Annotated in this window: 19 protein-coding genes; 10 read left to right on the top strand and 9 right to left on the bottom strand. The window is 60.7% G+C overall.

Annotation, left to right across the window (positions count from 1 at the left end; genetic code table 11):
* Window positions 1-83 precede the first annotated feature (83 nt).
* Genes CWC48_RS07605 through ureE form a run of 4 tightly spaced genes read right to left on the bottom strand, consistent with a single transcriptional unit; the run spans window position 84 to window position 2477 of the window.
* Window positions 84-656 (bottom strand): HupE/UreJ family protein, encoded by a 573-nt coding sequence (locus tag CWC48_RS07605; protein WP_078046628.1) that lies wholly within the window; start codon window positions 654-656, stop codon window positions 84-86.
* 22 nt (window positions 657-678) lie between these two features.
* A complete protein-coding gene (gene ureG / locus CWC48_RS07600; protein WP_100491608.1) occupies window positions 679-1293 on the bottom strand; it encodes an urease accessory protein UreG in 615 nt (204 codons plus the stop codon).
* 12 nt (window positions 1294-1305) lie between these two features.
* Window positions 1306-1980, bottom strand: a complete 675-nt coding sequence (locus CWC48_RS07595; protein ID WP_078046629.1) for an urease accessory protein UreF — start codon at window positions 1978-1980, stop codon at window positions 1306-1308.
* A complete protein-coding gene (ureE, locus tag CWC48_RS07590) occupies window positions 1977-2477 on the bottom strand; it encodes an urease accessory protein UreE (RefSeq protein ID WP_078046630.1) in 501 nt (166 codons plus the stop codon). The genes CWC48_RS07595 and ureE overlap by 4 nt, the downstream gene beginning before the upstream one ends.
* A gap of 277 nt (window positions 2478-2754) precedes the next feature.
* On the opposite strand from ureE, the gene CWC48_RS07585 reads away from it, so the two are divergent.
* The gene (locus tag CWC48_RS07585) at window positions 2755-3252 is read left to right on the top strand and encodes a C40 family peptidase (protein WP_078046631.1); all 498 of its coding nucleotides are present in this window, start codon (window positions 2755-2757) and stop codon (window positions 3250-3252) included.
* A gap of 5 nt (window positions 3253-3257) precedes the next feature.
* On the opposite strand, the gene CWC48_RS07580 is transcribed toward CWC48_RS07585, so the two are convergent.
* Together CWC48_RS07580 and CWC48_RS07575 are read right to left on the bottom strand one after the other, a co-directional pair.
* The gene (locus CWC48_RS07580; protein WP_012721951.1) at window positions 3258-3890 is read right to left on the bottom strand and encodes a TetR family transcriptional regulator; all 633 of its coding nucleotides are present in this window, start codon (window positions 3888-3890) and stop codon (window positions 3258-3260) included.
* 153 nt (window positions 3891-4043) lie between these two features.
* The gene (locus CWC48_RS07575) at window positions 4044-4496 is read right to left on the bottom strand and encodes a hypothetical protein (RefSeq protein WP_078046632.1); all 453 of its coding nucleotides are present in this window, start codon (window positions 4494-4496) and stop codon (window positions 4044-4046) included.
* A 359-nt stretch (window positions 4497-4855) separates the two neighbouring features.
* On the opposite strand from CWC48_RS07575, the gene CWC48_RS07570 reads away from it, so the two are divergent.
* Window positions 4856-6925: an AsmA family protein gene (locus CWC48_RS07570; RefSeq protein WP_100491607.1), complete on the top strand. Its 2070-nt coding sequence runs from the start codon at window positions 4856-4858 to the stop codon at window positions 6923-6925.
* 51 nt (window positions 6926-6976) lie between these two features.
* On the opposite strand, the gene CWC48_RS07565 is transcribed toward CWC48_RS07570, so the two are convergent.
* Window positions 6977-7507 carry a bacterioferritin gene (locus tag CWC48_RS07565; RefSeq protein WP_078046634.1) on the bottom strand — a complete coding sequence of 177 codons (531 nt, stop codon included), beginning with the start codon at window positions 7505-7507 and terminating at the stop codon, window positions 6977-6979.
* Window positions 7508-7678: 171 nt separating this feature from the next.
* Here CWC48_RS07565 and CWC48_RS07560 point away from each other — a divergent pair, with 171 nt between their 5' ends.
* Together CWC48_RS07560 and CWC48_RS07555 are read left to right on the top strand one after the other, a co-directional pair.
* On the top strand, window positions 7679-8569 hold the full coding sequence (locus tag CWC48_RS07560; RefSeq protein ID WP_099493486.1) for a triacylglycerol lipase: 891 nt from the start codon (window positions 7679-7681) through the stop codon (window positions 8567-8569).
* Window positions 8570-8817: 248 nt separating this feature from the next.
* A complete protein-coding gene (locus CWC48_RS07555; RefSeq protein WP_100490184.1) occupies window positions 8818-9750 on the top strand; it encodes a transposase in 933 nt (310 codons plus the stop codon).
* Window positions 9751-9914: 164 nt separating this feature from the next.
* Here CWC48_RS07555 and CWC48_RS07550 read toward each other — a convergent pair whose 3' ends face one another.
* Window positions 9915-10790 carry a DMT family transporter gene (locus CWC48_RS07550; RefSeq protein WP_100491606.1) on the bottom strand — a complete coding sequence of 292 codons (876 nt, stop codon included), beginning with the start codon at window positions 10788-10790 and terminating at the stop codon, window positions 9915-9917.
* Between the two features lie 97 nt (window positions 10791-10887).
* Between CWC48_RS07550 and CWC48_RS07545 the strand changes: the two genes are divergently transcribed.
* The 5 genes from CWC48_RS07545 (at window position 10888) to CWC48_RS07525 (ending at window position 14530) form a co-directional block, all read left to right on the top strand.
* A complete protein-coding gene (locus CWC48_RS07545) occupies window positions 10888-11676 on the top strand; it encodes a helix-turn-helix transcriptional regulator (protein ID WP_099493485.1) in 789 nt (262 codons plus the stop codon).
* Between the two features lie 71 nt (window positions 11677-11747).
* Entirely contained in the window at window positions 11748-12047 is a 300-nt protein-coding gene (locus CWC48_RS07540) for a PsiF family protein (RefSeq protein WP_017849707.1), read from the top strand.
* A 207-nt stretch (window positions 12048-12254) separates the two neighbouring features.
* Window positions 12255-13268: an AI-2E family transporter gene (locus CWC48_RS07535; RefSeq protein WP_078046638.1), complete on the top strand. Its 1014-nt coding sequence runs from the start codon at window positions 12255-12257 to the stop codon at window positions 13266-13268.
* Between the two features lie 60 nt (window positions 13269-13328).
* Entirely contained in the window at window positions 13329-13907 is a 579-nt protein-coding gene (locus CWC48_RS07530; protein ID WP_078046639.1) for a hypothetical protein, read from the top strand.
* A gap of 23 nt (window positions 13908-13930) precedes the next feature.
* Window positions 13931-14530, top strand: coding sequence for a hypothetical protein (locus CWC48_RS07525; protein WP_078046640.1), 600 nt, complete (start codon window positions 13931-13933; stop codon window positions 14528-14530).
* A gap of 61 nt (window positions 14531-14591) precedes the next feature.
* Here CWC48_RS07525 and CWC48_RS07520 read toward each other — a convergent pair whose 3' ends face one another.
* Window positions 14592-15860, bottom strand: coding sequence for an Hsp70 family protein (locus CWC48_RS07520; protein ID WP_078046641.1), 1269 nt, complete (start codon window positions 15858-15860; stop codon window positions 14592-14594).
* Between the two features lie 239 nt (window positions 15861-16099).
* Here CWC48_RS07520 and CWC48_RS07515 point away from each other — a divergent pair, with 239 nt between their 5' ends.
* The gene (locus tag CWC48_RS07515; protein ID WP_099493483.1) at window positions 16100-17038 is read left to right on the top strand and encodes a DnaJ C-terminal domain-containing protein; all 939 of its coding nucleotides are present in this window, start codon (window positions 16100-16102) and stop codon (window positions 17036-17038) included.
* Window positions 17039-17043: the final 5 nt, after the last annotated feature.

Raw genomic sequence — 17043 nt, 5'->3', positions numbered from 1 at the left:
GCTCCCACATTTTTGATTTGCAAACCCAATCAAATGTGGGAGCTGGCTTGCCTGCGATGAGGCCCGTAAAAGCGCAACATCACTCAGCCCGCGAGCAACCAGGCTCCAGTCGCCGCCGAAGCCGCCCCAGCAATCCGCACCAACGGCGCCGCTGCGGCTGGCAGGAAGCGCACCACGGCATAACCGGCCGCGTGCAGCACCGCCGTTGCACCGACAAAACCCGCCGCATATGTCCAAGGGCTGGACATGTCCGGCAGTTCCAGGCCATGGGCCACGCCGTGGAACAGCGCAAACAAGGCCGTCGCCCCGACTGCCACGAACAACGGTGGACGCACCGCCAGCGCCACCGCCAAGCCCAGCGCCAGCACCGACGCGGCAATCCCGCTTTCCAGCGCCGGCAATTCCAGGCCTTCAAAACCCAGCACACCACCGATCAGCATGGTGCCCACGAAGGTGCACGGCAGTGCCCAGCGCGCGGCGCCTTTTTGTTGGGCGGCCCACAAGCCGACCGCCACCATGGCCAGCAGGTGGTCGATACCGCTCAAAGGGTGGCTGATGCCGGCCACCAGGCCATTGTCGCCATGGCCCGGATGAGCGAAGGCCAGGGCCGGGGCTAGCAGCAGGGCGGCGGCGGTGAAGAGTTTCTTGAGGCTCATGGACAGGTTCCTTATGGGTTGATCAGGCGGCGGTCAGCAGGCCTTGGCGTTCGATGAAGGCGACGATGTCATCCAGGCCGACACCGGTTTTCTGGTTGCTGAACACAAAGGGTTTGCCGTTGCGCATGCGGGTGGTGTCGCTGTTCATCAGCTCCAGCGACGCACCGACCAAAGGCGCCAGGTCGATCTTGTTGATCACCAGCAGGTCGGACTTGCAGATGCCAGGCCCGCCCTTGCGCGGCAGCTTGTCGCCGGCGGACACGTCGATCACGTAGATGGTCAGGTCGGACAGCTCCGGGCTGAAGGTCGCCGAAAGGTTGTCGCCGCCGGACTCCACCAGGATCAGGTCCAGGCCGGGGAAGCGGCGCTTGAGTTGATCCACCGCCTCCAGGTTGATCGAGGCGTCTTCGCGGATCGCCGTGTGCGGGCAGCCGCCGGTTTCCACACCGATGATGCGTTCCGGCGCCAGGGCCTGGTTGCGCACCAGGAAGTCGGCGTCTTCGCGGGTGTAGATATCGTTGGTGACCACGGCCAGGTTGTAGCGGTCGCGCAGTGCGAGGCACAGGGCCAAGGTCAGGGCGGTCTTGCCGGAACCGACCGGGCCGCCAATGCCGACGCGCAGGGGTTGTGTATTCATGGGTGTGTTCTCCTAGGAACGGAACAGGCGGCTGTACTGGCGCTCGTGGGCCATGCACGCCAGGGACAGGCCAAACGCGGCGCTGCCGAAAGGGATGGGGTCGATGCGGCTGGCATCCTGCTGGGCTTGCTGCAACAGCGGCAGCAGTTCGCTGGTCAGGCGCTGGGCGGCTTGCTGGCCCAGGGGCAGGGTCTTCATTAGCACGGCCAATTGGTTTTCCAGCCAGCTCCACAGCCAGGCGGCGAGGGCATCGGCGGGGCTGATGCCCCAGGCGCGGGCGGCGAGGGCCCAGCCCAAGGCCAAGTGGGGCTCGGTGGTTTGTGCGAGGAAGTCGCGCGCAGCGTCGTCCAATTCCGGCAGGCCGTTGAGCAATTGTTGCAGGGAGTAGCCCATCTGCCGGCTCTCCTGATACAGCTCGCGGGTCTCGCGGCTGGCGCGGTGTTCGTCGCACAGCTGCGCCAGGCGCGACCAATCCGCGTCCAGGGCGGCCTGGCAATGGGCGAGCAGCAGCGGTGCCTCGAAACGCGCAAGGTTGAGCAGCAACTGATCGCTGATCCAGCGTCTTGCACTCGCTGCGTCAGCGACACGGCCGTTCTCCACCGCCATTTCCAGGCCTTGGGAATAGCTGTAGCCGCCAATCGGCAATTGCGGACTGGCCAGACGCAGCAGCGCCCAGGCTGGGTTCATAGACGCACGCCGAACTGGTGCAGCTTGGGCGGGTAATTGAAGTCTTCATCGCCATGGCGCGAGTGATGGTGCCCGCCGCCGTAGGCGCCATGCTCCGGCTGGAACGGCGCCTCGATGGTTTCGGTGTGCGCACCCAGTTGTTCGAGCATGGCCTTGAGCACATAGTCGTCGAGCAGGCGCAACCAGCCATCGCCCACTTGCAGTGCTACGTGGCGGTTGCCCAGGTGATAGGCCGCGCGGGTCAGTTCAAACGCACTGCTGCACGTCACGTGTAAGAGTTGTTCAGGCCGAGCGCACACGCGTACGACGCGTCCGTCCTCGGCCTGTAGGCATTCGCCATCGTGCAGCGGTGGCTGGCCACGCTCCAGGAAAAGGCCGACGTCTTCACCGTCGGCACTGAAACAGCGCAGGCGGCTTTTGCTGCGTGCTTCGAAATTCAGCAGCAACTCAGCGGCCCAGAGGGCTTGGGGGGCGATTCGACGGTGGATCACCAGCATCAGGAAGCTTCCAGCTATGAGCGATGAAACACCTAGAGCAAGGGGCTTGCCAACCTCGTTGGAGAGTAGGAATTGCCTGTAGGCAGGTGGGGCAGCGCCACTAAATAGGGCGAGCGGAAACCGACGAAGTGCTCCAAAGTGGTGCAAGTTATTTCTTGTTGCACGCGTGGTGGGCGTTTTCAGATTTTCCCTACAGGGTCTGAGGAAACGGCGTTCATCTGCTTACCTGCGAGATCATTAGTCTGTGCGCCGTGTTTAATCCACTGCGACGTTCATCATGTTCAAGTCACTTTGTTACCTGTTTATTGCCAGCCTGGCATTTGCGCTTTCATCGGCATCCGCCTCTCTACAGCCTCATACTTCTTTCTCGGCCTCACTGAAAGAAGCGTCCATCAACGATGTGGTCGACCGCGCCCACGAACTGCTGGGCACCCCTTACAAATGGGGCGGCACCTCGGCGGACCAGGGCTTCGATTGCAGCAGTTTCCTGGTTTATCTGTTCAAGACCGAGGCCAATATCCAGATACCGCGCACCACCGCCGCGATGCACCGCTCAACCGCCGCGACCATCAAGCGCACTGCGCTCAAGCCCGGTGATGCGGTGTTTTTTAGAGGTAATGGGCGCGGCCAGGTCAGCCATGTGGGCCTTTATATCGGCGAGGGCAAATTCATCCATTCGCCGCGCACGGGCAAGAGCATCCGCATCGACTCGTTGAGCAACAAGTATTGGAACAAGCACTACACCACGGCCAAGCGTTTCCACTCCGCGGGGTGATCGCGTTATTCGGTGCTGCCCAGGCCTTGCCAGTGCTTCAAGCCGATAAAGATAAAGCGCAATTGCTGGGTGATTTTCGCCTGGGGCGTGAGATGGTCGGGCAGGGCCTGGGCCGGTGGGTCGATGATGTCGGGGAGGGTGGCGAACACACTTTTGACGATCAGGTCGGCCATCACGTGCAAGCCTTCGGGATCCAGGTGCTGCAGCTTGGGCATCAGCGTCAGGTCGGCCGCCAAGTCACGGGTTATGTCTTCGCGCAATGCACCGATGGCCTGGCGCACGGCCAGGCAGCCGCCGTATTGCTCGCGGGCCAGGAACAGGAATTGCGATCGGTTGGCCGAGACCACATCGAGGAAGATCCGCACGGAGGCATCGATAATACCGCCCATCACGAATTCGTTGTGGCGCACCAGACGGATCGTGGCGCGGAAGGTCTGGCCCACTTCACTCACCAGCACAAGGCCAAGCTGGTCCATGTCGGCAAAGTGGCGATAGAAACCGGTGGGTACGATACCGGCCGTCTTCGCCACTTCGCGCAGGCTCAGGCTGCCAAACCCACGGCCACACTCCATCAGATGGCGGGCTGCGTCCATCAGGGCGAGGCGAGTCTGTTGCTTTTGTTCGGCGCGGGGCAGCATTGGCGGGCGGGCTTTGTCGGCAAGTACAGCGACGCACTCTAGCAAAACAGCTTCGCTGGCGTCGAACTTGGCAGGGAGGACATGCGTGACAAGGTCTACAAAAAGTCAAAAGCCCGATCGGCGGATCGGGCTTTTTTATGGGCCACCACGGGGTTAGCTCTGTGCTTGATGCAGTTCTTGCAGACGGTCTGCACCACCTTCGGCAACACCTTCGGTGTAGGCGCGTTTGTTGGCTTGTTCAGCACCGCCTTCGACCAGGCCTTTCTGTTCGAGGCGATCACGGCCACCTTCGGCAACAGCGTTACGTTCCAGCAAGCGATCAGCACCGCCTTCAACCAGACCTTTCTGTTCCAGGCGGTTGCGACCGTTTTCGGTCAGGCCTTCGGTGTAAGCGCGTTTGTTGGCTTGTTCCGAACCATTTTCAGCAACAGCACCTTTGGCGTAGTCACGGTTCTCTTCTTCTTGCGAACCGCTGCGAGCGACAGTCTGGCTGTAATGAACGGCGTCAGCTTTGACTTGTGGGGTGGCCTGTTCGGCGGCTGGCAGGGCAAAGGCACTGGAAGCCAGGATGGATAACAGGGCGGTAGCGAGTACTTGGCGTTTCATGATGGGTTGCTCCTTGGGAGGGCGATAAAGTGGGTACAGGGCTAATGCTACTCTCGATAAGTCGATATAAAAGTTCATAAACACAATGGTAATAATCAACAGAATTGATTGTTCTAGGCGGAGGCTCTAGAACGGGCCTCTCAAGCACGCGGTTTTGCACCGGGGTGGGTATTTTCGACACGCACATGGGTAACATTGGTGCGCCGTCCCGGGCGGAATCTGTCGGGGTGGTCAGAAATCGAGGTTTTTCCTGGCAAATCGGGGATTGGGTTAAACCCCCGCGCGGTTTGCCAGTCGTAGTTCTATAAGCTGTCCTAAAGGGCTGTGACCCAGCCAGTCGTATTCAGGAGTCCTGTGCAATGACGCGCACTCGTAAAATCATCGCTTGGAGCTGCGCCAGCTTCGTTCTGTTAATCGCCGTGGCGGTTGTGGTCCTGGTGTTCTTTGACTGGAACCGCATCAAGCCGACCCTCAATGCCAAGGTTTCGGAAGAGCTGCACCGACCGTTCGCCATCAATGGCAATCTGGCGGTGGTGTGGGCTCGTGAGCCCGATGAAGGTGGTTGGCGCGCCTGGGTGCCGTGGCCTCATGTGATTGCCGAAGACCTGACCCTGGGCAACCCTGACTGGTCGAAAAACCCGCAGATGGTCACGCTCAAAAAGGTCGAGTTGCGCATTTCGCCGCTGGCATTGCTGGTGCAGCGCGTGGTGATCCCGCGCATCGACCTCACCGAACCGAGCGCCCAATTGCAGCGCCTGGCCGACGGCCGCGCCAACTGGACCTTCAAGTTCGACCCTAAGGACCCGAACGCCGAGCCCTCCAATTGGGTGGTAGACATCGGTGCCATCGGCTTTGACAAAGGCCATGTGACCCTCGACGACCAAACCCTCAAGACCCAACTGGATGTGATCATCGATCCGCTGGGAAAGCCCATCCCCTTCGGCGAAATCGTCGGCGATGCCGATGCCAAAAAGGCGCTGGAAAAAGGCTCCGCCCCGCAGGACTACGCGTTTGGCCTCAAGGTCAAAGGCCAATACCACGGCCAGAAGCTCGACGGCAGCGGCAAGATCGGCGGCCTGCTCGCCCTGCAGGACGCGGCCAAGCCGTTCCCCTTGCAGGCCCAGGTCAAGATTGCCGACACCAGCATCGCCCTGGCCGGCACGCTCACTGACCCGCTCAACCTGGGGGCCCTCGACCTGCGCCTGAAACTCGCCGGCTCCAGCCTGGGCAACCTCTACCCACTGACTGGCGTGACCCTGCCGGACTCGCCGGCCTACTCCACCGACGGGCATCTGATCGCCAAATTGCACGAAGCCAACGGCGCCTCGTTCAGCTATGAAAACTTCAACGGCAAGATCGGCAACAGCGATATCCACGGCAACCTCGGCTACGTCGCTAGCCAGCCACGGCCCAAGCTCAGTGGTGCGTTGGTCTCCAACCAATTGCTGATGACCGACCTCGCGCCCTTGATTGGCGCCGACTCCAATGCCAAGCAAAAAGCCCGTGGCGGCGACAGCAAGCAGCCCGCGACCAAAGTGCTGCCAGTGGAAGAGTTCCGCACCGAGCGCTGGCGCGTCATGGATGCCGATGTGGAATTTACCGGTAAGCGCATCGTGCACAGTGCCGAGCTGCCCTTTACCGACCTCTACACCCACCTGGTGCTCAATGACGGTGAACTGAGCCTTGAACCGCTGCGTTTCGGCGTGGCCGGCGGCAAGCTGGACGCGCAGATTCGTTTGAATGGCCGCACGGTACCGATGGAGGGCCGCGCCAAACTCACAGCGCGCAACTTCAAGCTCAAGCAGCTGTTCCCAACCTTCGAACCGATGAAAACCAGTTTCGGTGAGCTTAACGGCGATGCCGATATCTCCGGGCGCGGCAACTCGGTCGCAGCACTGTTAGGCACCTCCAACGGTGACCTCAAGATGCTGATCAACGACGGCGCTATCAGCCGTGGCCTGATGGAAATCGCCGGGCTCAACGTGGGCAACTACGTGGTGGGCCGCCTGTTCGGCGACAAGGAAGTGAAGATCAACTGCGCGGCGGCGGACTTCGGGATCAAGACCGGCCTGGCGACCACGCGGTTGTTTGTGTTCGATACCGAGAACGCCATCATCTACATCGACGGCACCGCGAACATGGCCACGGAACAATTGGACCTGACCATCACCCCGGAATCGAAAGGCTTCCGCCTGTTCTCCCTGCGTTCACCGTTGTACGTTAACGGGCCGTTCATCAAGCCAAATGCCGGCGTGAAAGCCATTCCCCTGGCGCTGCGTGGCGCAGGCATGGTGGCGCTCGGTGTCATCGCTGGCCCGGCGGCCGGGCTGCTGGCACTGGTTGCCCCAAGTGGTGGCGAGCCGAACGAGTGCGCACCGTTGCTGCAACAGATGAATGAAGGCAAGGCGCCGAAAACCGTAAAAGGTTGATCGGCCAAAAAAAAGGAGCCGGCAAGCCGGCTCCTACAGGATAGTGCGGGGTTACAGGCTTTCTAGGATGTCGGCCATATCATCGGCATGCTCTTCTTCCTGGGCCAGGATTTCTTCGAAGAGGCGGCGCGTGGTTGGGTCTGTGTCGCCGATGTATTGAATGATTTCGCGGTAGCTGTCCACGGCAATGCGCTCGGCTACCAAGTCTTCGTAGACCATTTCCTTCAAGTTATTGCCTGCCACGTACTGTGCGTGGGAGTTCTTCGACAGCAGGTCCGGGTTGAACTCCGGCTCACCGCCCAACTGCACGATGCGCTCGGCGAGCTTGTCGGCGTGTTCGGCTTCCTGGGTAGCGTGCTCAAGGAATTCCTGCGCGGCGACTGCCGCCTTAATGCCGCTGGCCATGAAGTAGTGGCGCTTGTAGCGCAACACGCAGACCAACTCGGTGGCCAGCGAAGCGTTCAGCAGGCGAATGATTTCTTCGCGATCGGCGTCGTAGCCCTCGGTCACGGCACCGTTTTCGACGTTCTGGCGGGCGCGGCTGCGCAGGGTCGCAACGTCAGTCAAGTTTGCTTCAGTCATTTCAATCTCCTGGGGCTAATCCGGTTTTGCGCCACGCTCTGCCGGCGTGATCGCTCCCAGTTGTGAGTCCCAGGCAACGCAAAAAGTTTTATCGGATTTTCCAGCCGCGTCATCAGCCGGACTTGAGGCTGGGCTAGGCTGCATGGATCAGATTAAGAGGATGCCCGGTTCATGCCGCAGTCGTTGGCCACGCGTTACCCCCTGGTGTTGGTGCCGGGCATGCTCGGATTTGTGCGCCTGGTTTGGTTCCCCTACTGGTACGGCATCGTCCCCGCGCTACGGGCGGGCGGGGCGCAGGTGTTTCCCGTGCAGGTGGCGCCGCTGGATTCCAGCGAGGTGCGCGGCGAGCAATTGCTGGCGCACATCGAGCGCATCCGCCGCGACACCGGGGCCGACAAGGTCAACCTGATCGGCCATAGCCAGGGCTCGCTCACCGCGCGGTATGCGGCGGCCAAACGTCCGGAGTGGGTGGCGTCGGTGACGTCCGTGGCCGGCCCCAATCATGGCTCGGAGCTGGCGGACCATATCCATCTTCATTATCCCGCTGACGGCGTAAAAGGCCGACTCATGAGCGCACTGTTTCACCTGGTCGCCTTTGTGATGGGCGTGCTGGAAACCGGCTATCGCGGGCCACGCTTCAAGGCGGACTTGCAGGCGTCCCATCACTCCCTGACCAGCGCCGGCGTGGCGCTGTTCAATCGAAATTATCCACAGGGGTTGCCGCAGACATGGGGCGGGCAGGGCGCGGAAGTGGTCAACGGCGTGCGCTATTACTCGTGGTCCGGCACCTTGCAGCCGGGCATCACCGACCGTGGCCGCAACCTGTTCGACGGCACGAATCGCAGCTGCCGCGTGTTCGCCCGCAGCTTCGTGCGCGAAAAGGGCCAGTGCGACGGCATGGTCGGGCGCTACAGCTCACACCTGGGGTTGGTGATCGGCGATGACTACGCCCTTGACCACTTCGATATCGTCAACCAGTCCATGGGCCTGGTGGGCAAGGGCGCGGAGCCGATCCGTCTATTTGTCGAGCATGCGCAAAGGCTCAAGGCTGCTGGAGTCTAGTCGGGAGACCGCGTTTTCGTTCTTCGCGAGCAAGCCCGCTTGTGTCTTGAGACAGGATTAAGCTGAAGGTGAGAGGGTGAGTGGCAAGCTGAATGCCCGAAGTGCTTAAAGCACGTGTGGGAGCCCATGCTGCCACTCACTTCTCCGCTCTGGACATGAGCCCGAACAGTTGAACGAGCCCACCTCGAACAGTTACAAGCGTGGGCCAAGCCAGAGCGCTCTCACTTTGAGTGTAAGAGGGTTTGGCTATGTTTTCCTATCCAGCAGGCATTGATGTTTCCAAGGACAGCCTTGAGGCTCGAGTTAATCTGATTGACGTTGGGGTAAGTTGCGCTAACGCCGAAGATGATTTCCCTGGGTTGATTGGGTGGCTATTGCTTCACCAGGTCGGTCGCGTGCTGTTGGAGGCCACTGGCGGTTACGAGCGCAAAGTCATGAAGGCGCTCCAGGCTGCGGGCCTCAACGTCATCTGCATCAATCCCCGTCGAGCCAAGAGTTTTTCCACTGCGATGGGCCAACAAGCCAAAACCGACCCGATAGATGCAAAGTCCCTTGCACAGTTCGCAGCGGTACTCGACTCGCCAAACAGCCGAATCACCAGCCCGAAACATGACGAGTTGCGCGCGTTAGTCCAACAGCGAGAAAACTTTATTCAGCAGAGAGACGATGACAAAAGGCGCCTGAAAACGGCCTCATGCGACGTAGTAAAACCAGCGTTGCAGAGTCATATCGACTACCTGATCAAGGCTGTGAACGCGATAGACCAGTTGATTCGTCAAAGCGCCAACGTGTTAGATCGCGAAAAAGTCGAACGCCTGTGTTCAGTTAAGGGGATCGGGCTCGTTACGGCGGCTAGCCTTATGGCATACCTGCCGGAGTTGGGTGAGGTTGGCAAGCGTCCGATCGCTGCCCTAGCGGGCCTCGCGCCGTATAACAACGACAGTGGGAAGCACATAGGCGCGCGTCACATTCGTGGCGGAAGGTTTTCCGCACGTCGCTCGCTATACATGGCCTGCTGGGTCGTCATTCGGGACCAGCCTGAATTCCAGGCACGCTATAAAGCACTGCGTGGCAAAGGAAAATGCGCAAAAGTTGCGCTAATCGCATGCATGCGTGTTTTGTTAATCCGGCTGAACGCAATGCTGCGTGATAGGACTGAATGGAAAGAACACGCTGCCTAAATCGGCAGCGATGTGTCGTTGAAGGTCACACGGCTTGAAGCTGTGGGAGTTTGGCTGTCTTTGAAAGCGATGGCCAAGATATGGTCATCAAGACAGTTGCTCCCACATTCGACCGAGTTCCACCTTTGGAATGTGGGAGCTGGCTTGCCTGCGATAGCGACGGTTCAGGCAGCACTGACCGGCGTGGTCCAGCGCTCCGACAAGATCACCCCACCCAAGGTCAGCAGGCCGCCCACCAAGTGATACAGCGCCAGTTCTTCCTTCAACACCACGGCGGCAATCAGCGCGGTGATCAGGGGCAGCAGGTTGAAAAACAAGGTGGTGCGGCTCGGCCCCAGGGTTTTCACCGAATGCATCCACGCCAGCGGCGCCAGCATCGAGGCCAGCAGGCAGGCATACAGCACCAGCGGAATATTGGCCCAGCCCAGGCCGGCCTTGGTCGAGAACAGGAACAGCGGAAACAGCACCACCACCGCCACCAGCACCTGCAGATACAGCAACACCAGCGGCGGCAGGCGCAGCTGCCATTTTTTCAGCAGGGTGCTGTAGACCGCGTAGGCCAGGGTCGCGACCAGCATCATGCCGTCACCCAGGTTGACCCCGTGCTGCAACAGCGCGTCGAGGCTGCCGGCCGACACCACCACGACCACACCGGCGAATGACTGCACCGCGCCGGTCAGGGCGCCGTAGGTCAGGCGCTGGCCGAGGCTGATAATGGCCGCCGTCAGCGCCATCAATGGCATCAACGACAGGATAATGCCCATGTTGGTGGCGCTGGTCAGTGACGCGGCGTAGTACGCCAGGCTCTGGTACACCGCCATGCCCAATACGCCGAGGATGAACACCTTGCCCAGGTTCGGGCGGATCAGCGTCCAGTTGGCGATCACCGGCTTGACCATGAACGGCGTGAACAGCAGCGCCGCCAGCAGCCAGCGGTAAAAGCCGATTTCCGCCGGGAAGATCGAGCCCACGGCCAGTTTATTGACGACGGTGTTGCCGGCCCAGATAAAAATGGCCAGCAGGGGATAAGCGTATTGCATCGAAAGGAACCAGGTGTGTTGATGAGGCGGGATTATCCATTGTCTGGATCGAAGCCTATACTGCGATCCAGACAACCGACCTCTGTATCCAGACAATATGGCCAAGCACAATGTACGCCTGGCGGATTTCCCCCGGCTGCCGAGCCCGGTGTACTTCCGTTATTCGGATTTCGCCCCGGACACCGAATGCACCCCGCACCAGCATTTATGGGGCTCGCTGGACTACTCGGCCAGCGGCGTGATGCGCATGGAAGTGGCCGGCAACCGCTTCATGTCACCGCCGCAATACGCCGTGTGGGTGCCACCGCATACCGAACACAGCTCCTACAATGCCGAGGCAATTGTCTACCACTCGGTCGGGTTGGCGCCGGAACTCTGCGAGCAGTTGCCGCAGCAGCCTTGCACCCTGGCCATCAGCGACATCCTCAAGGCCATCCTCAGCGACTTCGCCCAGCGCGATGTGAACATGCCGCAGACTGAGTCCGACATCCGCCTGGCCCAGGTGCTGGTGGACCAGCTCAAGCAAGCGCCGATTCATGAGTGTTTCTTGCCCTACGCCCGTCACCCCGGCCTGCTCGGCGTGCTGGAAGGCCTGCAGGCCGACCCCGGCGACAACCGCCCGCTGGCGCATTGGGCCGAACAGGTGCACGTGAGCGAGCGCACCCTGGCGCGTCAGTTTGTGCGCGAGCTGGGCATGAGCTTTGGCGAGTGGCGCCAGCGCTTGCGTTACCTGGCGGCCATCGAGGCCCTCGACAGCGAACGCAGCGTGCAACATGTGGCGTTTGACCTGGGCTACAGCACCGCCTCGGCGTTTATCGCCATGTTCCAGCGCCAGGCCGGCTGCACCCCTGAGCAGTATCGACGGACACACATCCGCGGCCGATGAAGATGTAACAAGCTTTGACTACACTGCTGGGTAGGCCGTGCCCCCCGGTGCGGTAACAGGGAGAAAACTCCATGAAGATGCTGCGAATTCCGCTGTTGATGATGGGCCTGCTGCTGTGTTCCCAAGGTTTTGCCGCCACCGCCCAGCAAAACAAAATGACCACCTGCAACGCCGAAGCCACCACCAAGACGCTCAAGGGTGACGAGCGCAAGGCCTTTATGAAGACCTGCCTGTCGGCCCCGGCAGCCAATGACGCCAAGACCCTGACACCGCAGCAGCAGAAGATGAAGGATTGCAATGCGTCGGCGAAAACCAAGGCGTTGACCGGCGATGCGCGTAAAACCTTTATGAGCACCTGTCTCAAAGGCTGATCACTCGTTCGCGAACGCCGCAGATCGAGTGTGGGAGCTGGGCTTGCCCGCGATACAGGCGCCTTGCTCTGTCTGGTACACCGCGGCGAGGCCATCGCGGGCAAGCCCGGCTCCCACACTTGATCGCATTCACAACCGACCCACTCGCTTGATTCCCTCAAGGCTGGCAGACTGCCCATCCTTTAACGCCGTTCGTTTTGAGGCTGTATGCCAACGTTTTCTCAACGTCACGTGATATTGCTGGCCAGCTACATCATCATTTTCGGCGGATTGCTGCTGGTCCTGCCGCTTAAATTGCTGCCCAGCCTGCTGGCCGGCCTGTTGGTCTATGAACTGGTCAACATGCTCACCCCCCAACTGCAGCGATTGATCGAAGGCCGGCGCGCGCGTTGGCTGGCGGTGGCGTTGCTCGGCACCCTGATCGTCAGCGTGCTGACCCTGATTTTTGCCGGCGCCATCAGCTTCCTGCTCCACGAAGCGGAAAACCCCGGGGCGTCCCTCGACAAATTCATGGGCGTGGTCGACCGTGCGCGCGGCCAGTTGCCGCCGTTCCTTGATGCCTACCTGCCCGCCAGCGCCGCCGAGTTCCGCGTGGCCATTGGCGACTGGCTGAGCAAGCATTTGAGCGAGCTGCAGCTTGTGGGTAAGGATGCTGCCCACATGTTCGTCACCTTGCTGATCGGCATGGTGCTCGGTGCGATCATCGCCCTGCAGCGCGTGCCCGACCTGACCAAACGCAAACCCCTGGCCGCCGCGCTGTTCGACCGCCTGCACCTGCTGGTCCAGGCGTTTCGCAACATCGTCTTCGCGCAAATCAAGATCGCCGCGCTCAATACCGCGTTCACCGCCATATTCCTTGCTGTGGTGCTGCCGCTGTGCGGCATCCACCTGCCGCTGACCAAAACCCTGATCGTGCTGACCTTCCTGCTCGGCCTGCTGCCGGTGATCGGCAACCTGATGTCCAACACCCTGATTACCATCGTCGCGCTGTCGTTGTCGATCTGGGTCGCAGTGGCGGCGCTGGGTTACCTGATCGTGATCCACAAGGTCGAGTACTTCCTCAACGCGCGGATCGTAGGCGGGCAGATCAGTGCCAAGTCGTGGGAATTGCTCCTGGCGATGCTGGTGTTTGAAGCCGCCTTCGGCTTGCCGGGCGTGGTGGCGGGGCCGATTTACTATGCGTACCTGAAAAGCGAGTTGAAGCTCGGCGGGATGGTTTGACGCAATAACTGAAGCGCTGTTGCTTCGTGGACTTTAAAGGGACTTAGAGGGATCCAAGTTGTGAGCGACAATATCTATGCTCCACCAACGGCAGAGTTGTCTGAGGCGGTAAAGCCCGCTGCCGAGTTCTATGTCATTTCCCAGAAAAAGCTGCTGATTCTGAGCCTGCTCAGTTTTGGGCTGTACACCTATGTCTGGGCGTATAAAAACTGGAGCCTGTACAAGAAAGCCAACCAGGCCGATATCTTGCCGTTGGCGCGCGCGTTCTTTTTTATCTTCTTTGTGCACAAGCTTTACCGCCTTGCCTACCGGCGGGTGGTCGAGAGCGGCCGAAAATTCGATTTCGATTTTGAGCAATGGGCGACGGTGTTTGTGGTGGTGACTGTGGGCGCCAACGTGTTCGACGCCGTGGCTGCGCGCGTCGAGGCGTTGTTTGCCTATAAAAGCCTGACGCTCCTGGCGCTGCCTCTTTGTGCCTACATCCTTCAACAATCCCAGGCCCTGATCAATTTTGCCGCCGGCGACCCGGAAGGTCAGAGCAACGCTCGGTTCAATCCGTGGAACTACTTGGTGATCGTGCCCGGCATTGTCATGTGGGGCCTGACATTTCTTGGGCTATGGGTGATCTATTTTCGCTAGCCCCCCGCAAAAAGGACTGCTCCATGAACAAGGAATTTAGCGTCGTACTCCTCGCCATCGGCTTTTCGGCACTGGTCGGCTGTTCCGCAGCCGGTGTCGTGGCCAGTTCCGATCCCCGGCAAAAGTTGGCTGACGCCGACGCGTTGCTGGATCAGGGGCGGCCATTGCCGGCCGAGCGCTTGATTGCCGAGGCCGTGCAACGGTGCACGGCGGCCGGGGATCAGTTGTGCCTGGCGGACGCTTATCGCGGGTATGGATTGTTTTTCATGTCGTCGGCGTTGGCCAGCCAGAAGGACCGCTATACGACCCAGGGCTTTCGTGACACCACGGCGACCTACGAACAGCGCTACGTGAAAGCCAATGAGTACCTGGAGAAGTCCCGGGCGATCTATGCCCAGGCCGGGCGGTTTGAGGTGGTGACCAATCTCAATTTGAACCGAGGCTTTGCCTACGAGATGGCGGGGGATAAGTCGGCGGCTTGCCAGGCCTATGTTGATAGCCTGGCGGCAAGCCGGGAGAACGCGCGGCTCAAGCCGGGCGCCGTGATCCAGGTGCCGGCCAAGTACGGGACATTTGAGCGGTACATCGGCGTGCAAAAAGCGCGGGTAGGGTGTGGCGCTTAGCATCTTGGGCCGAACTGAGTCTTTGTGGTGAGCGGGGCAAGCCCGCTCACCACTCGACAGATCAGTTTCCGTAACGCTTGCTGGCCTCAATCGCCAGGCCACTGCCGATACTGCCGAAGATATTGCCTTCCACATGCCGTGCATTCGGCAACATCGCCGAGATGCTGTGGCGCAGTGCCGGGATGCCGCTTGAACCACCGGTGAAGAACACCGTGTCTACCTGTGCCACGCTAACCGACGCATCGTTGAGCAACTGCGTGACGCTGTTGCGCACGCGCTCCAGCAAGCCGTCGATGGCCGATTCAAATAGCGTCCGGCTCAGCTCCACGCTCAACCCTGGCTCAACCCGGTCCAGCAGCACGTGGCGGCTGTCTTGATGGGTCAGTTGGATCTTGGTTTCTTCCACTTCCATGGCCAGCCAGTGCCCGGCGCGCTGTTCGATCAGCTTGAACAGGCGGTCGATGCCACCGGTGTCTTCGATGTCGTAGCGCATACTGCCCAATGCCAGCTGGGATTTTTGCGAGTACACCGAGTTGATGGTGTGCCAGGTGGCCAGGTTCATGTGGTGGCTGGTGGGCATGTAGGCACCGCTTTTCATGCGGCTGCCGTAGCCGAACAGCGGCATCATCCCTTGCAGGCTCAACTGCTTGTCGAAGTCGGTACCGCCGATGTGCACGCCACCGGTGGCGAGGATGTCGCTCTGGCGGTTGTCGTTGTGGCGACGGTCCGGGGACAGGCGCACCAGGGAGAAGTCGGACGTACCCCCGCCGATGTCGACGATCAGGACCAACTCTTCCTTTTCAATGGTGGACTCGTAGTCGAACGCCGCTGCAATCGGCTCGTACTGGAACGAGATGTCCTTGAAGCCGATCTTGCGTGCCACGTCGACCAGGGTGTTTTCGGCTTCCTGGTCGGCCATCGGGTCGTCATCGACGAAGAACACCGGGCGGCCCAGTACCACTTCTTCGAACTCACGCCCGGCATTGGCTTCGGCGCGGCTCTTGAGCTGGCCGATGAACAGCGCCAGCAGGTCGGTGAAGGGCATCGCGGTGCCCAGCACGCTGGTGTCGTGCTTGATCAGCTTGGAACCCAGCAGGCTCTTGAGCGAGCGCATCAACCGGCCTTCGTAGTTTTCCAGGTATTCATGCAGGGCCAGGCGGCCGTACACCGGGCGGCGCTCCTCGAAGTTGAAGAACACCACCGACGGCAACGTGATCTTGTCGTCCTCCAGCGCGATGAGCGTCTCCTCGCCGGGGCGGATCCAGCCGACGGTGGAGTTGGACGTGCCAAAGTCGATGCCGCAGGCACGGGCTGGGGATGGGTTTTTCATGATCTATCGGGTTCCGGTTGAAAAACGGCCGCGCAGTGTATGCCAGTCGAAGGCGGATGCGTAGGCCGACTATCCGCTAAATCGTGCTTGAAAGTTGGGTATTTGCCCCCACATCTGCTGCATACGGCTAGTGCCGATAACACTTTGACGCACCCCCAGGCCACAAGACTCAACAAGTGCAATGCAGCGCACGTTGTGCCCTGGGCGGTGCGATCTCGATTAAGGATGGTGAACCGCCGATGGATTTCAAAGACTACTACAAGATATTGGGTGTCGAGCCGAGCGCCGATGACAAGGAAATCAAGGCTGCCTATCGAAAACTCGCACGCAAATATCACCCGGATGTGAGCAAGGAAAAAGACGCCGAAGCCAAGTTCAAGGACGCGTCCGAAGCCTATGAAGCGCTTAAAAGCGCCGATAAGCGCGCCGAGTACGACGAGCTGCGCAAATACGGCCAGCATGGCCAGCCGTTCCAGGGCCCGCCGGGCTGGCAGAGCCGTGGCGGTTTCGGCGGTGGCGGTGGTGGCGAGGATTTCTCGGACTTCTTCAGCTCGATCTTCGGCTCGCGCGGCGACGCCTTTGGTGGCGGCCAGCGCCGTCCTGCCGGGCGCAAAGGCCAGGACGTCGAGATGCAGCTGTCGGTGTTCCTGGAAGAGACGCTGTCCACCGAGTCCAAGCAGATCAGCTTCCAGGTGCCGCAGTACGACGCTTCGGGGCGTCACGTCAGCAACACCACCAAGAGCCTGAACGTGAAGATCCCCGCCGGCGTGGCCGATGGCGAGCGTATCCGCCTCAAGGCGCAAGGCGCCCCCGGTATCGGCGGTGGGGCCAATGGCGACCTGTACCTGATCATCAAGTTCGCGCCACACCCCAAGTTCGAAGTGGACGGCGAAAACCTGATCATCAACCTGCCCCTGGCCCCGTGGGAGTTGGCGCTGGGTGCTGAAGTGCAGGTGCCGACGCTCACCGGCAAGATCAACCTCAAGGTGCCTGCCGGCAGCCAGAACGGCCAGCGCATGCGCGCCAAGGGCCATGGCCTTCTGAACAAGGCCGGGCAGCGCGGTTACCTGTTCGTGCAGCTCAAGGCGGTGATGCCCAAGGACAGCAGCGATGAGGTCAAGGCGCTGTGGCAGGAACTGGCTGCCAAGGCGGCGTTCAACCCGCGCGAGGGGTTCTGATCGGC

This window comes from Pseudomonas sp. S10E 269 (assembly GCF_002798465.1).
GTDB lineage: Bacteria > Pseudomonadota > Gammaproteobacteria > Pseudomonadales > Pseudomonadaceae > Aquipseudomonas > Aquipseudomonas pergaminensis.
The sequence above is the reverse complement of the archived record's forward strand: the minus strand, read 5'-3'. Positions and strand labels throughout refer to the sequence as shown.

Excerpts from the sequence above, each read along its gene's own strand:
- ureG (WP_100491608.1), bottom strand. The coding sequence starts at position 1,293 with ATGAATACACAACCCCTGCGCGTCGGCATTGGCGGCCCGGTCGGTTCC.
- CWC48_RS07570 (WP_100491607.1), top strand. The coding sequence starts at position 4,856 with ATGACGCGCACTCGTAAAATCATCGCTTGGAGCTGCGCCAGCTTCGTT.
- CWC48_RS07540 (WP_017849707.1), top strand. The coding sequence starts at position 11,748 with ATGAAGATGCTGCGAATTCCGCTGTTGATGATGGGCCTGCTGCTGTGT.
- CWC48_RS07605 (WP_078046628.1), bottom strand. The coding sequence starts at position 656 with ATGAGCCTCAAGAAACTCTTCACCGCCGCCGCCCTGCTGCTAGCCCCG.
- CWC48_RS07520 (WP_078046641.1), bottom strand. The coding sequence starts at position 15,860 with ATGAAAAACCCATCCCCAGCCCGTGCCTGCGGCATCGACTTTGGCACG.
- ureE (WP_078046630.1), bottom strand. The coding sequence starts at position 2,477 with ATGCTGGTGATCCACCGTCGAATCGCCCCCCAAGCCCTCTGGGCCGCT.
- CWC48_RS07545 (WP_099493485.1), top strand. The coding sequence starts at position 10,888 with ATGGCCAAGCACAATGTACGCCTGGCGGATTTCCCCCGGCTGCCGAGC.
- CWC48_RS07525 (WP_078046640.1), top strand. The coding sequence starts at position 13,931 with ATGAACAAGGAATTTAGCGTCGTACTCCTCGCCATCGGCTTTTCGGCA.
- CWC48_RS07580 (WP_012721951.1), bottom strand. The coding sequence starts at position 3,890 with ATGCTGCCCCGCGCCGAACAAAAGCAACAGACTCGCCTCGCCCTGATG.
- CWC48_RS07595 (WP_078046629.1), bottom strand. The coding sequence starts at position 1,980 with ATGAACCCAGCCTGGGCGCTGCTGCGTCTGGCCAGTCCGCAATTGCCG.
- CWC48_RS07585 (WP_078046631.1), top strand. The coding sequence starts at position 2,755 with ATGTTCAAGTCACTTTGTTACCTGTTTATTGCCAGCCTGGCATTTGCG.
- CWC48_RS07555 (WP_100490184.1), top strand. The coding sequence starts at position 8,818 with ATGTTTTCCTATCCAGCAGGCATTGATGTTTCCAAGGACAGCCTTGAG.
- CWC48_RS07575 (WP_078046632.1), bottom strand. The coding sequence starts at position 4,496 with ATGAAACGCCAAGTACTCGCTACCGCCCTGTTATCCATCCTGGCTTCC.
- CWC48_RS07550 (WP_100491606.1), bottom strand. The coding sequence starts at position 10,790 with ATGCAATACGCTTATCCCCTGCTGGCCATTTTTATCTGGGCCGGCAAC.
- CWC48_RS07560 (WP_099493486.1), top strand. The coding sequence starts at position 7,679 with ATGCCGCAGTCGTTGGCCACGCGTTACCCCCTGGTGTTGGTGCCGGGC.
- CWC48_RS07565 (WP_078046634.1), bottom strand. The coding sequence starts at position 7,507 with ATGACTGAAGCAAACTTGACTGACGTTGCGACCCTGCGCAGCCGCGCC.
- CWC48_RS07515 (WP_099493483.1), top strand. The coding sequence starts at position 16,100 with ATGGATTTCAAAGACTACTACAAGATATTGGGTGTCGAGCCGAGCGCC.
- CWC48_RS07535 (WP_078046638.1), top strand. The coding sequence starts at position 12,255 with ATGCCAACGTTTTCTCAACGTCACGTGATATTGCTGGCCAGCTACATC.